This is a genomic window from Streptomyces sp. GMY02, from assembly GCF_019056675.1.
Lineage (GTDB): Bacteria > Actinomycetota > Actinomycetes > Streptomycetales > Streptomycetaceae > Streptomyces > Streptomyces odonnellii.
The window spans coordinates 2,919,898-2,933,487 of record NZ_CP077658.1; the positions used below are offsets into that span (position 1 = coordinate 2,919,898).

General features: G+C 71.8%; 10 protein-coding genes. 4 read left to right on the plus strand and 6 right to left on the minus strand.

Annotated elements, in window-relative coordinates:
* The first annotated feature begins 38 nt into the window (after positions 1–38).
* Both KQY30_RS12120 and KQY30_RS12125 read left to right on the plus strand, forming a co-directional pair.
* A complete protein-coding gene (locus tag KQY30_RS12120) occupies positions 39–2,084 on the plus strand; it encodes a TPM domain-containing protein (RefSeq protein WP_217310998.1) in 2,046 nt (681 codons plus the stop codon).
* Between the two features lie 103 nt (positions 2,085–2,187).
* Positions 2,188–2,898 (plus strand): PspA/IM30 family protein, encoded by a 711-nt coding sequence (locus KQY30_RS12125; RefSeq protein ID WP_217306833.1) that lies wholly within the window; start codon positions 2,188–2,190, stop codon positions 2,896–2,898.
* A 267-nt stretch (positions 2,899–3,165) separates the two neighbouring features.
* Here the strand turns inward: KQY30_RS12125 and KQY30_RS12130 are convergent, their stop codons facing one another.
* From KQY30_RS12130 to KQY30_RS12150, 5 genes are all read right to left on the minus strand, one after another.
* Positions 3,166–5,724: a SpoIIE family protein phosphatase gene (locus KQY30_RS12130; RefSeq protein ID WP_217306834.1), complete on the minus strand. Its 2,559-nt coding sequence runs from the start codon at positions 5,722–5,724 to the stop codon at positions 3,166–3,168.
* Between the two features lie 146 nt (positions 5,725–5,870).
* Positions 5,871–6,392, minus strand: a complete 522-nt coding sequence (locus KQY30_RS12135) for an ATP-binding protein (protein ID WP_217306835.1) — start codon at positions 6,390–6,392, stop codon at positions 5,871–5,873.
* Between the two features lie 124 nt (positions 6,393–6,516).
* On the minus strand, positions 6,517–6,930 hold the full coding sequence (locus tag KQY30_RS12140) for a (deoxy)nucleoside triphosphate pyrophosphohydrolase (RefSeq protein WP_217306836.1): 414 nt from the start codon (positions 6,928–6,930) through the stop codon (positions 6,517–6,519).
* Between the two features lie 174 nt (positions 6,931–7,104).
* Positions 7,105–7,296: an SPOR domain-containing protein gene (locus KQY30_RS12145; RefSeq protein ID WP_217306837.1), complete on the minus strand. Its 192-nt coding sequence runs from the start codon at positions 7,294–7,296 to the stop codon at positions 7,105–7,107.
* A gap of 371 nt (positions 7,297–7,667) precedes the next feature.
* The gene (locus tag KQY30_RS12150; protein WP_217310999.1) at positions 7,668–8,420 is read right to left on the minus strand and encodes a GntR family transcriptional regulator; all 753 of its coding nucleotides are present in this window, start codon (positions 8,418–8,420) and stop codon (positions 7,668–7,670) included.
* 153 nt (positions 8,421–8,573) lie between these two features.
* Here KQY30_RS12150 and KQY30_RS12155 point away from each other — a divergent pair, with 153 nt between their 5' ends.
* Positions 8,574–9,677 carry a threonine synthase gene (locus KQY30_RS12155; RefSeq protein ID WP_367997415.1) on the plus strand — a complete coding sequence of 368 codons (1,104 nt, stop codon included), beginning with the start codon at positions 8,574–8,576 and terminating at the stop codon, positions 9,675–9,677.
* 11 nt (positions 9,678–9,688) lie between these two features.
* On the opposite strand, the gene KQY30_RS12160 is transcribed toward KQY30_RS12155, so the two are convergent.
* Positions 9,689–12,670, minus strand: coding sequence for an ABC transporter substrate-binding protein (locus KQY30_RS12160; protein ID WP_217306838.1), 2,982 nt, complete (start codon positions 12,668–12,670; stop codon positions 9,689–9,691).
* A 296-nt stretch (positions 12,671–12,966) separates the two neighbouring features.
* On the opposite strand from KQY30_RS12160, the gene KQY30_RS12165 reads away from it, so the two are divergent.
* A complete protein-coding gene (locus KQY30_RS12165) occupies positions 12,967–13,548 on the plus strand; it encodes a Uma2 family endonuclease (RefSeq protein ID WP_217306839.1) in 582 nt (193 codons plus the stop codon).
* Positions 13,549–13,590 lie beyond the last annotated feature (42 nt).

Sequence of the window (13,590 nt, forward strand, 5' to 3'; positions counted from 1 at the left end):
CCCACATAGCCGGCCGGGCCTTCCTGACCGTCCTGGTCATGGTCTGCTGCCTGGCCGTGTCCCCGGTGCGGGGCGCGCGGGCGGAGGCTCCGATCCCGCTGTCCCGGCAGGGACAGATCACCGATCAGGTGGGGGCGCTCGACGACCGCAAGCCGGCGGTGAGCGATTCACTCGAACGGCTCTATACCGACACCCGCGTCCAGCTCTTCGTCGCGTACGTACGCGACTTCTCCGGCCGCACCCCGCAGAGCTGGGCCGACACCACAGCCGTACGCAACGGCCTCGGCCGGGACGACATCCTGCTGGCGGTCGCCACCCACGCCCGGCAGTACGCCTACTCCGCCGACCCCGGTGCCCCGCTCTCCGCGACCCAGCTCGCCGAGGTCGCGAGCACCGCCGTCGAGCCCGCGCTGCGCCAGAACGACTGGGCGGGCGCGGCGATCGGCGCCGCCGACGGATACGGTGCGGTGCTGGCGGGACAGCCCGTACCCACCCCCGCCATCACTCCCGGTGAACCGGACCCCGGCGGCAGGGCGGCCAACGGAGGCGCCGCGACCAATCTGGTCCTGCCGATCGCCGTCATCGTCGCGGCGGCGCTCATCGCCGCGTACGTCTACTCCAAACGCAAACGGCGGCTGGCGGCCCGTACCTCCCAGCGCGCCGCCCAGCAGGGCTGGGGCTCACCGGGCACCGCGCCGCAGCCACCGCCGACCCCGCTGCCCGAGCTGGACGCCCGCGCGAAACAGACCCTGGTCGAGACGGACGACGCCCTGCGCACCAGCCAGGAGGAACTGGGCTTCGCCACCGCGCAGTTCGGCGAGGAGGCCGCCGCGCCCTTCACCGACGCCGTGCACTTCGCGAAGGGGCAGCTCACCCTGGCGTTCCGGCTGCGACAGCAACTGGACGACGCCATTCCGGAGGACGACGAGACCCGCCGCCGGATGCTGGACGAGATCCTCGCCCGCTGCCAGGAGGCCAGCGACCGGCTGGACGCCGAGTCCGAGGACTTCGACCGGCTGCGGGCCCTGGAGCGCACCGCGCCCCAGGCCCTGGAGTCGGCCGGGGAAGCCTTCCGCGAGCTGAGCGGACGCGTCACCGCGGCCCGCTCCACACTGGCCGCGCTGCGCGAACGGTACGCCGACTCCGCCTCGGCGCCCGTCGCGGACAACGCCCAGCAGGCCGAGGACCGGCTGGCCTTCGCCTCCGCCGGCCTCGACGAGGCGCGCGGCCTGATCGGCGCGGGCGACAACGGCCGGGCGGCCGTGCACGTACGGGCCGCCGAGGGCGCCGTGGGACAGGCCGCCACCCTTACCGAGGCCGTGGAACGGCGCGCGCGGGAACTGGCCGAGGCGGCCGGAAAGCTCCCCGGCGCGCTCACCGAGACCGAGACCGATCTCGCCGACGCCCGCGGCCTGCTGCGCGGCACCACTCCCGGGGTGTCGACGGGCGACCTCCAGGGGCGGATCAGCCGCGCGGAAGCGGTGGCCGCGGAGGTACGGCGCGAGGTCGGCGCCGGACGGTACGACCCGATCGACGCCCTGCGCCGGGTCGAGGAGGCGGACGCGGTCCTCGACGAGGCGCTGGCCGGGGCGCGCGAGCACGAACAGGGCATCCGCCGGGCCGGCACCCTCCTCGACCAGGCCATGCTCAGCGCACGCTCGGCCATCGGCGCGGCCACCGACTACATCACCACCCATCGCGGCGCCGTCGGCAGCCAGGCCCGCACCCGGCTGGTCGAGGCACAGCGGCGGCTGGAGCGCGGGCACGCGGCGGCGCCGGTCGACGCGCAGGCCGCACTCGCCGAGACCCGGCTCGCGGACGAGCTGGCACGGGAGGCCCAGTACCTCGCCGAGCAGGACGTCCAGTCGTACGAGAACCAGTACGCCGTCAGCGGCGCGCCGGGCGCGGGGGTCGGCGGCGCGATGCTCGGCGGGATCCTCCTCGGCGGTCTGTTCGGCGGCGGCTTCGGCGGGGGGTTCGGCACGATGGGCGGCTTCGGCGGGGGATACCGGGGCGACGGGCGTCCCGGCAGCTTCGGCGGCGGCGGTACCCGCGGCCGGATGGGCGGCGGCGGCCGCTTCTGACCCTGCTGACCCGGCGCTCCCGGTCCGGATCCCCGATCCCTCCCGGAGCCCCCAGATCCGTTTCAGACCTTTTCCCACAAGGATCCTCACAAGGAGAAGACCAATGACCAAGCAGACCATCCTCGGACGGGTCACCCAGCTCGCGAAGGCCAACATCAACGCGCTGCTGGACCAGGCGGAGGATCCGCAGAAGCTGCTCGACCAGCTCATCCGCGACTACATCAACAACATCAGCGAGGCGGAACAGGCGGTGGCCGGCACCATCGGCAATCTGCGTCTGCTGGAGCAGGACTACCGCGAGGACGTGGAAGCGGCCCGGGAGTGGGGCGTGAAGGCGCTCGCGGCGAGCAAGAAGGCGGACGAGCTGCGCTCGGCCGGCCAGGGCCACGAGGCCGACACCTTCGACAATCTGGCCAAGGTGGCGCTGGAGCGCCAGCTCCAGTCGGAGAAGGAGGCGAAGACGGCGGAGCCCGCCATCGCCACCCAGACGGAGGTCGTGGACAAGCTCAAGACCGGTCTCGACCGGATGAGGTTCAAGCTGACCCAGTTGCAGTCGAAGCGCGACGAGCTGGTGGCACGGGCCAAGACCGCCGAGGCGCAGAACCGGATGATGGACGCGGTCAAGAGCATCAATGTGCTCGACCCGACCAGCGACATCGGCCGGTTCGAGGACAAGGTGCGGCGCGAGGAGGCGAGAGCGATGGGCAAGCAGGAGCTGGCGGCCTCGTCGCTCGACGCGCAGTTCGAACGGCTGGACAGCGTCGGCGACAGCGCGGAGGTCGAGGCACGCCTCGCGGCCCTGAAGGCGGCCTGAACCCGCTGCCTCACCGCACGCGGATCCCGAGCGGGGCAGGGCTCCCCGGCGGGCATGGCCGACGGGCCGGGCGGGGTGGCGGGCATGGCCGACGGGCCGGGCGGAGCCTTGCCCGGAGGCGGTCCTGCTCGGAGGCGGCCGTGTCGGGAGGCGGCACTGCCCGGACGAGCCTTGCCCGGAGGCGGCCCCGGCCGGAGGGTCCCGCCCGGCCGAGCCTCGTCCGGAGGCGGTCCTGCTCGCAGGTGGCCGAGCAGATCTGACTGCTCGTCAGAACATGCTCATGAGCTGCTCGATCGTCGGCTCCGCCGCCGAGTCCCCGCCGGGCAGCGCCAGTTCGAACCAGACCGTCTTCCCCCGCGGGGTACGGCGCGACCCCCACGCCGCGCTCAGCAGGCCCACCAGTTGCAGCCCCCGGCCGCCCTCGTCGGTGTCGCGGGCCCGCCGGCGCCGGGGCTGGACCAGGCCCGCGTCCCACACCTCGCAGACGAGCGTACGGTCGCGGAGCAGCCGCAGTCTGATCTCGCCCTCGCCGTACCGCAGGGCGTTGGTGACCAGCTCGCTGACCAGCAGCTCGACCGTGTCCACCAGCGGTTCGAGGTCCCAGGCGAGAAGCTGCGCACGGGCGAGTTCACGGGCCCGGCCCACCGAGCGGGCCTCGCGCGGCAGCCGCCAGTCGCCGACCGCCTCGCCGGGCAGCCCCTGGATGCGCGCCATCAGCAGGGCGATGTCGTCCTCGCCGTGCCGGGTGTCGAGCGTGCTGAGGACATGGTCGCAGACGTCCTCCAGCGGGCGGCCGGGGTCGGCGAGGGCGGCCCTGAAGGCGGTCAGCCCCTCGTCGAGCGGATGGTCGCGGGACTCGACGAGCCCGTCCGTATAGAGCGCGAGCAGCGCGCCCTCCGCCAGGTCGACCTCGACCTGTTCGAAGGGTTCGCCGCCCACCCCGAGGGGCATCCCGGGCGGCACGTCGAGCATCAGCGCCTCTTCGCCCGGCTCGACCAGGACGGGCGGGAGATGCCCGGCGTTGGCGAAGGTGCAACGCCGGGTGACCGGGTCGTAGACCGCGTACACACACGTGGCGAGATAGACCTCGGACAGGTCCGCGTCCCGGGTCTTGTGGGCGACCCGCGATGTCTGCTGCGCACCGCTCGGGGTGCCGAGGCCCCGGGCGATCTCGTCGAGCGCGGACAGCACCTCCGCCGGCTCCAGGTCGAGCAGCGCCAGGGTGCGTACGGCCGTGCGCAGCTCTCCCATGGCGACGGCGGCCCGCAGACCGCGCCCCATGACATCGCCGACGACCAAAGCGGTCCGGTGGCCCGGCAGTTCGATGACGTCGAACCAGTCGCCGCCCACCTCGGTGGCCGTATTGCCCGGCAGATAGCGGCAGGCGATGTCCAGCCCGGCCGCCTCTGGGTCGCCGGGCGGGAGCAGGCTGCGCTGGAGGATCAGCGCGCGCTCGTGCTCCCTGCGGTAGAGGCGGGCGTTGTCGATACAGACCGCGGCGCGCGCGGCGAGTTCCACGGCGAGCGCCCGGTCCCGTTCGCCGAACGGCTCACTGCCCTTCGTACGGGAGAACTGGACAAGCCCGATGACCGTGTCGTGCGCGACCATCGGCACGGCCAGCGTGGACTGGATCAGACTGCCGACCCTGCCGGGGATGGACTGCACCCGGCCGGTACGCAGGGCGTTCGCGGTGAGGGAGGAGAACGGGAACCGGTGGACGGCGCCCAGGTCCGGCGGAAGGTCTCCCGCACCGCCGGCCCCGGTCAGCGGAACGTCGGACACGGCGCTCGCGGAGGCGACCCGGCGCAGCCGCGCGCTGCCGCCGCCCGCGTCCTCACCGGAGAGGCCCCACCGTCCGGGCGGGGCCTCGTCGCCGGTGAGCAGGCTCTGGTAGAGGTCGACGGACGCGAGATCGCAGAAACCGGGCACGGCGACATCGAGCAGTTCGCGGGCGGTGGTCTCCAGATCGAGGGAGTTGCCTATCCGGGCGCTCGCCTCGTTCAGCAGGGCCAGATTACGGCGGGCACTGGCCGCCTCGCGGGCGGCGATATGACGGCGGGTGACATCCGTGGCGACCCCGGCGACCCCGATGGGGCGGCCCGATCCGCTGTGCACCCGGTAGAGATTGACCGACCAGTGCCTGCGTTCCTTGCTGCCTGGCTGGGTGCCGACGATCTGGAGGTCGGCGACGGACTCCCCGGTCCTGAGGACCCGCTGAAGGGCGGCGGTCACCCGCTCGGCCTCGGGGCGGGACAGATAGTCATGGACCGTACGCCCGCGATGGTCGCCCGCCTCGCCACCGAATACGGTGACGAACCGCTCGTTGGCGCGCTGTACCTTGAGATCGGTGCCGAACAGCAGGAAGCCGAACGGAGATTGGCCGAAAATAGCCTGCGAGGATGCGATGTCGGTTTCGATCCGGCGCAGCGCCCGGACGTCGACGACGATACAGAGCGCACCCCGCTCGCCACTCTCCGTCTCGCTCGGCATCACATAGACCTCGGCGAGCCCGTGCTCCGCGCGGGCGCCGTGACCGCCGGGGGTACGGAACGGGACCAGACCGGTCCACTCCTTGCCGTCGAGGATCTCCCTCATCCTGCGGTGGCCGCGCGGGCGCAGATCGGCCGGTACGAACACCTCGACCGGGTCCTTGCCCCTGACCTGGTGCGGACCGACTCCGAACAGCTCGGCGGCCCGCTGGCTCCACTGGTCGACCAGCCCGTCCGGGCCGATCGAGAACGAAGCGACTCTGATGTAGTCATAGATCGAGCCGGGCGGACTGCTCTGCCATACGACGTCGCCCGCCGTCCCAGATATCTCGCTCACGCGACCGTCCCCTCCAGCTCACGCACCGGACCGGCCATGCCCGCAGTATTCAGCACTACGGCCCCGGCCGACACGCCGTTCACGATCACAGCACGGTCTCGTTCTTTTTGAGCCGACTCGGACGTGATCGTTGTCCCCTCACACTTCTAACCAGGCAGAGGCAGCTCGAACCACACCGTCTTGCCCGTCTTCCCGTGCCGGGTGCCCCAGCGCTGGGAGGAACGGGCGACGAGCTGGATCCCGCGGCCCCCTTCGTCGTCGGGCCCGGCGGGGCGCGCGGTCGGCGGGTCGGGCAGCGGATCGGACACCTCGGCGAGCAGCGCGACGGGGCGGCGGGCGGTGCCGGGGCTGTCGGGGTCGCCGGGATCAGGGCGTCCGGTGCGGCCGGGACCGGGGCCTCCGGCGGGGCCGGAACCGGAGCCGGAACCGGGGGCGGGATCCGCGGCGCGGAGGGTGAGTCGTACCCCCACGGGCCCTGAGGCATAGCGCAGCGAGTTGGTCACCAGCTCGCTGACCAGCAGAACCGCCACATCACAGACGGCAGGGGGCACCTTCCACGCGCGAAGCGTGTCGCGGGCGGCATGGCGGGCGGCACGCACGGAATCGAGTTCGGCGGAGAAGGTCCACTCGGCCTCTGCGCCGTCCTCTGTGTCGAGCAAGCCGATCACTTCCCAAGACCGACGGCGGGGCCGCATCCCTTCTGAAGGGGTTCAACACTGAAGGGCTCAATCAGCTCATACCCGATATTCAAGGCCGCTATCGCCACGGCACACGCACGGGCCACCCCCGCCGTCAGGGCCCTGACGCCCCGGATCCGGCACGGAGGCGGCGGGCGGCTTCGGCGACGGCGGGGCGGTCCTGGTCGAGCCAGTCCACCGTATGGATCTCGTCAGGGCCCAGCCAGCGCAGCTCGTCGTGGTCCTCAAGGGGCAGGGGCTCGCCGGAGAGCAGCCGGGCGGTCCACACCTGGAGCACATAGCCGGGCTTGAGCGGCCACTCACCGGGGATCCGCTCCACCGGCCGTGTCTCCACGCCCAGTTCTTCCCGCAACTCGCGGACCAGCGCCTCTTCGGGGGCCTCTCCCGGCTCCAGCTTGCCGCCGGGCAGCTCCCACCGGCCGGCCAGCTCGGGGGGTGCGCTGCGGCGGGCCGCCAGCAGCCGTCCCCGGTCGCACAGGACGCCCGCCACCACGACTCGATCGCTCATGCGCCGGAGCGTAACGCGGGCACGAGCGCTGCTCCGCCCGGGGCCCGGCGTGCGGTCCGGTACCAGCGGGCGTCCGGCACGGCAGACGGTCCGGCTCCGGCGGGCGTACGGCACCGGCACACGGTCCCGCTCCGGCTCTGGCTCCGGCAGGCCGCTCTCAACAGGCGGTGAGCCCTAGGGCGTGGTCTGGCCGACGTGCTCGACCCAGTAGAGCTGCTCGTGTCCGTGGTCACCGAGACTGTCGGCCATCTTCCGGGCCTCGCTCTGCGCCTCGTCCTCGGTGGCGTATCTCCCGACGCGGTAGCGGTTGCCGTTGTCGTCCTTGCGTATGACCAGCCATGGGAGCGCGACCGTGCTGTCGTTCATCGAGCTCCTCCCGCCGCCGGCCTGCATCTCTGTGAAGATCCCCAGGAAACCGCACTCCGCATATGCCCGAGCCTACGCCTGACCTTTACTCAGCGGATACGGGTTTTCACAAACAGGCACCTATCCGGCCACCAATGCGCCCGAAAACCAGGGGCACATACGGGCGTACGCCGTCGACCGGCCCGGTGCACAGGAAAATTGACGGCCAGACACCTGACAGAGCGTAACCCGGCTCATGCCAGACGACGGACGGGGGGCCGCTTGCCCGACTGGATCCGGAGCCGGAGCCGGAGCCGTGGCCGAAGCAGAAGCCGTGGCCGCCTGCCCGAGCGGGCGGCCCGCCGTGACCGGACGGCCCGCCGTGGCCTGGGCTACTTCACCGACATGCGGTACGCGATGCGGTACCGGTCGGCCGGGATCACCATCTCCGCCGTCTCCACCGCCCGCCCCGACGCGAAATACGTACGCTCCAGGACCATCACCAGATGCCCGGGCACCCCGCCCAGCGCCGACAGCTCCTCCGCCAGCCCCGGCCGCGCGCCGACCTCCTCCAGCACGTTGTCCACGACGATGTCGATGGCCGCCATCCGCTCGACCACCCCGCAGCCGCCGAGCGGCCCCTCCTCGGGCAGCATCACCGGCGTGCGCCCCGTGACCGCCAGGGGCTCCCACGAGGTGGAGAGCATCATCGGCTCGCCCGCGTCCCGGAAGACATAGCGCGTCCGCATCACCCGGTCGCCCGGCTGGATGCCCAGGCGGAGCGCGATCGCCGTCCCCGCCTCCGCCTGCTCGCTCGTGGACTCCCAGGTGCCCCGCGCGCCCGCCTCCGACTGCTCCTGGCGGAAGGGGCCGGCCCCGGACGGCGGCCGGTACCCGGACCGGGAGATCCGGCGCGGCACCGGCCGCTCCCGTACGTACGTACCCGACCCGGAGCGGCCCTCGACCAGCCCCTCCGCCATCAGCACCTTGCGCGCCTCCAGCGCCACCGTGTCCGAGACGCCGTACTCCTCGCGGATACGGGCCTGCGAGGGCAATCGGGTGTGCGGCGGCAGCGCTCCATTGACGATCTTGTCGCGCAGATCGCTCGCAACGCGCAGATAGGCGGGCTGCTCACCGAAGGCCACGGGCACTCCCATCAGGTTGACAGACAGCAACAGCCTGACAACCCTGGGTTGTTGGCCGCAAGCATGGGCCAAAGTTTCACCCGATGTGATGACCTGGGGTTTGGCAGAGCCCTGACACCCGTGCCGACCTGGGAAAGTGCCATGCTGAACGCCATGACGACGATGTACCTCTGCCCGGCCGACGGCACCCGCGCTCCCGTCGCGACGGCCGCTTGGTGCTGCCCCGTCTGCCGGGGACCCTGGGACCTGGACTTCGAGGCCGCGCCCGTATCCCTGAAGTCCCTTTCCGGGCGCGTCAATTCGCTCTGGCGGTACGAGGAGGCGCTGCCGCTCGCCGCGCCCGCCCTCAGCCTGGGCGAGGGCCGTACCCCGCTGGTCGCGCTCACGCCGTCCGTCTCCGCGAAGCTCGACTTCCTGATGCCGACGCTGTCCTTCAAGGACCGGGGCGCGGTGATGCTGGCCGAGCTGGCGCGGCGGCTCGGGCCCGAGCGCGTCGTCGCCGACAGCAGCGGCAACGCGGGCACGGCCGTCGCGGCCTACTGCGCGCGGGCCGGGCTGCCCTGCACGGTGTTCGTACCGGAGGCGACCTCACCGAAGAAGACCGAGCAGATCCGTGCCCATGGCGCGCGCCTCGAACGCGTCCCCGGCGACCGCGAGGCCACCGCCCTGGCCGCCCGCGCCGCCGCCGACCGCCCGGGCACCTTCTACGCCAGCCATGTGTACAACCCGTACTTCCCGCACGGCACCAAGACCTATGTCTACGAACTGTGGGAGGACCTCGGCGGACGCCTGCCCGAGGCGATCGCCGTACCGGTCGGCAACGGCACCCTGCTGCTCGGCGCCGCGCTCGCGATCGCCGAGCTGTACGGGCACGGGCTCATCGCCGAACGCCCCGCGCTGATCGCCGTCCAGGCCGAGGCCGTCTCCCCGCTGGCGGCCGCCTTCCACGCGGGCGCCGACGAGCTGCCCGCCGGCTCCGGATCCGCCGACGCCCCCACCCTCGCCGAGGGCATTGCCATCGCCGACCCGCCGCGCGCCCGGCAGATCCTGCGCGCCGTGCGCGAGTCCGGCGGCACGTTCCTCACCGTGACGGAGAACCAGCTCCGTGCGGCGCAGCTCGACCTCGCCGCCCGGGGACTCTTCGTGGAGTCGACCGGCGTCGCCTGCTGGGCCGCGGTGGGCGGCTGGACCGACCGCTCCGTCGTCGTACCGCTGTGCGGCGCGGGTGCGAAGACAGGCCTCGCACCCGCGGCGTAACCCGGCGGTATTCACTCCGGGGCGTCAGGTTGACGGATGTCGCAGACCTGCGGTGTGAGGGGAGCGGTGTCGCCCGCCTGCCTGCCGCACAGCCTCGTACGCAGGACATCGCCGTCGTCGCCCTGCCGGACACGGATCAGCGCGATGCCGTGGCCCGTGCGTTCGTCGTACACGGGCGCTCCGGTGAAGTCGACGGTGCCGGTCGCCATGCCCTTGAGGATGACCGTTCTGAGATTCGCCCAGGTGGTGGCGCGGTTCTGCGGTTCCCGTCGCGGGCCGCGGCTCGTGCCCTCGGCCGGGAACCGCAGCGACTCGTCACTGCGGCTCCGGCTCGCGGCCTCGTACAGGGCCTGGGCGGCGTCGTGCGACAGGGCGGTCTGACCGTTGCTGAGGAAGGAGCTCTTGTACGACACGTCCTTGCCCTGGAGACCGGGGAGGAAGTCCGCGGCGTTCGCGTAGAAAGGAGGGTCGGCCTCGGCGGCCGATTCGAGATCGGTCAGGGAGACGTGGTAGAGCGTCACCTTCTTGGTCACGTCCGCACCGCGACCGAAAGCCGCCTTGGACAGGTCGTCGCCCGTGATCACGGAGATCTCCTGCTCGCCGCACCTCGAACTGAGCTGGGTCATCAGCGGACCGACGTCCTCGGTCCTTCCCGCGAAGTAGATGACGGATGGCGGGGTGTCCTGTGCGCAGAGCTTCTCGACCTGGTTCTCCAGCGACGCCGTTTTGACGGTCACCTGGTAACGCTCCAGCGCCGTGGTGAAGCCGTTCTCCTCCAGCATCCTCTTGCCGTAGTACGCCTGCTCGTCGGTGTAGAGGTCGTCGCTGCCGCGGGTGTCCCGGGCGAGTACGACGGCGCGCTGCCTGCCCGGGGTACGGAGCTGGCCGACGAGGAGGCCGAGTTGCCCGGCCTGCCAGTTGTCGGGGGCGGCGAGGCTGAACCAGTTGGGCATCTGGACCGGGAGATAGGCGGCCGAGTTGGTGCCCGACACCACCGGCAGCCCTGCCTCGACCAGCCGGTCCGCGGTGGCCAGGCTGGTCCTCAGATCGCGTCCCAGCCCCACCACGCCCACCACGGTGGGGTCCTTCTCGGCGTACTCGGCGATCCGGTCGGCCATCTTCCGCTGCTGGCTCATGTCGAGGCCGCCGTTGGCCGGCAGGACACGGAGCTTGACCCTGTTCTCCTTGTTGATCGCCGCCTGGGCCAGATAGACCCCGGCCAGTTCCTCGGTCCCCTTCACGGGCGGGCGGCCGTCCTCCGGATCGCTGCTCAGCGGTCCGGCGTACACGACGGTGACGTAGGAGCCCCGGTAGTTCTGCTCGACCTTCGCGTTCTCGGCGTGGATGCGCTCCTCCACCTGCGCGAGGGTCCATGGGACGGCGCTGTCCTCGGTGCCGGGGGCGGTGGTGTCGCCGGGGCCGCTGCCGCCCGTGCCGGTGCTGGTGCCGCTGCCGTCGGCCTCGCCCGCGCCGGCGTTCACGCCGTCGCTCCCGCCGCCGCCTTCGCCGGCGAACCGTACACCGCCCGTGGCGATCCCGATGCACTCGTCGCGGCCGCTCACGCCCTCGACGAGTTCGGTGTCGTGGTTCGCGGTCAGGATCCCGGCGGAGCAGTAGTGGTCCCGGAGGCTCAGCCAGGAGTAGCCGAGCGAGCCCACGATCATCAGTCCGGCGAGGGAGAAGACGGGCAGCGACCAGACGATACGGGCGAGGGCGGGCCGCGACGGAGCGCGCGTGCACCAGCGCCGCTGCTCCTCGAGCTGCCGCAGTTCCCGAGTGGGCAGCGCGATCCGCAGTTCCCACGGCACCGCTCCGGACCTGCTGGGCGACTGGCCGGCCCGCAGCCCGTGCTCCCATGCCTGGTGGGCGTGTCTGATGCTGTCCCGCAGCCCGGCGGGGGCCGGGGCGGCCGGGTGGCTCGGGGCACCGGTGTGGCTCTCGTCGAGGAGACGCACATCGCTCCTGGCCACGGAGGCCACGACCAGGAGCGGGTCGAGTTCGCTGCGAACACTCCGTACGTCGCTGATCGCCTTGATCAGCGCGATACCGCCGCCGCGTTCGTCGGCGCCGGGCAGGAAGAGCACCGGTGGCCGGATGCGTTTGAGACCGCGCAGGTCCCAGGTACGGCGGCGGTGGTTGTCCCGTAGGTCTTCGAGCAGCGCCAGGACATGGAGCTGGAGCTGCGCCTGACCGCCCTCGCGCAGGCTCTCGGCGACATCGTTGGCGCGGGCCGCGATGGCCTTCCAGGAGCGGACCGGGTGCAGCATCCGCACCTCGGAGGGCTGCCGGCCGGCGACGGGCAGCAGAAAGGTCGTGGTCAGGAACCAGCGGCTCTCGCGGCGCAGCCACAGGAAGATCGGGGCGCGGCCGGGCAGCCAGTAGTTCAGGGCGGTGAGCAGCGCCAGGATGCCGAGGACCGCGGCGAGCGCCACCCAGAGCTCCACGCTGGCCAGCAGTACGGCGAGTCCGGCGACAACGCTGGCCGGAAGCACATGGGCGGTGTCGAAGAGGGAGGGCCCGATCCGCCAGGGCGACCCCGCCTTGGGCTTGGGCCGCCAGCGCTGCTTGGCGAGCTGGTCGAGCAGCCGCTGCTCCGGGTCGCGTTCGGCGTCGGGCGCGGTGGACGCGCCGCTCTCCACTTCCCGTACGGCGTCGTTGATGGCGCGCACGAGCCGCAGCCGGGGGAAGGCGTAGCGCCGGTACAGCGCTCCCGGCGAGTCCCAGCGCCGCGGCTCCCCCAGCTCCCGTACGAGCCGCGCGGCCGGCACGGTCTCGGCCGCGGCCCGCGACGACTGCCCGGGCACCTCGGCGACACGACTGCCGTGCTCCTCCTGCCCGAGGCGCAATTCCTTGACGAGCTTGCCGATCTGTTCGTCCTGAGCGGACTCCTCGGCATGCAGAACGATCACGGGCATCAAAGGATCACTGGTACGGAAATCATGGATCAGCGTCTCGATATGCGCCTGAACATCGATCCCCGCCTGCGACGACATCCGTAAATGCCCCTGCCGACACTCCCCGGGGACGCTCCGGCTCCGCTTTGTCAAGGTAACCCCCCTTTACCCGCTGGTAGTTGCGAGAATATCCGTTACGGGAAGGACGGGAGAGGCCCTGAGCGACGAGGTTTCCGCCAATCGGGAATCCGGACGGGGGCATTGGCCATTGCCATATGTCACCCGCGAATCCGCGAATACACTCCCGGAATTCGCCGATCGTGCCACCGGAAATCACCTCGCGGGGTGCGCCGCCCGCGACGACGAGGGTGACGACGCGGCGCTACCGTAAAGCCATGACCGCACTGCCCGACTGGATGCGCCCGCCGCGCGCGGAAGGCTGGTTCGCGGAGGACCTGGACCGCCTCCCCGAGGCACCCCGCCACACCGAGCTGATCGACGGAGCGCTCGTCTTCATGATGTCCCCGCAGAGGTGGTGGCACGGCCACCTCGTCACCATGCTCACCGTCGCTCTCATGGAGCAGGCACCTGTCGACGTCCGAGTCGGCCGCGAGATGACCATCAAGCTCGATCAGCGCAACCGGCCGGAGCCGGACCTCCTGGTGACGACAGCCGATTTCGATGGTGACCGGACCTGGTTCGCACCGGACGAAGTACGCCTCGTCATCGAGGTCGTCTCCCCCGAGTCCGCCCACCGGGACCGCACCGTGAAGCTCCGCAAGTACGCGGAAGCCGGCATCCCCCACTACTGGTGCATCGAGGAGGAGGACGGCTCACCCGTCGTACACGCCTACGAACTCGACGAGCCGACCCGCTGCTACGCCCCCGCCGGTATCTTCCGCGACTCGCTCCACCGCCCGGTGCCCTTCGAGATCACCCTCGACCTGACCGAACTCGCCCCTCCCCGGAGGGGCTGAACACCGCAGCACGGCACCGCTGTCCGGTCGGCCGCGCCCGGC

Excerpts from the sequence above, each read along its gene's own strand:
- KQY30_RS12155 (WP_367997415.1), top strand. The coding sequence starts at position 8,574 with ATGACGACGATGTACCTCTGCCCGGCCGACGGCACCCGCGCTCCCGTC.
- KQY30_RS12120 (WP_217310998.1), top strand. The coding sequence starts at position 39 with ATGGTCTGCTGCCTGGCCGTGTCCCCGGTGCGGGGCGCGCGGGCGGAG.
- KQY30_RS12125 (WP_217306833.1), top strand. The coding sequence starts at position 2,188 with ATGACCAAGCAGACCATCCTCGGACGGGTCACCCAGCTCGCGAAGGCC.
- KQY30_RS12145 (WP_217306837.1), bottom strand. The coding sequence starts at position 7,296 with ATGAACGACAGCACGGTCGCGCTCCCATGGCTGGTCATACGCAAGGAC.
- KQY30_RS12165 (WP_217306839.1), top strand. The coding sequence starts at position 12,967 with ATGACCGCACTGCCCGACTGGATGCGCCCGCCGCGCGCGGAAGGCTGG.
- KQY30_RS12140 (WP_217306836.1), bottom strand. The coding sequence starts at position 6,930 with ATGAGCGATCGAGTCGTGGTGGCGGGCGTCCTGTGCGACCGGGGACGG.
- KQY30_RS12160 (WP_217306838.1), bottom strand. The coding sequence starts at position 12,670 with ATGTCGTCGCAGGCGGGGATCGATGTTCAGGCGCATATCGAGACGCTG.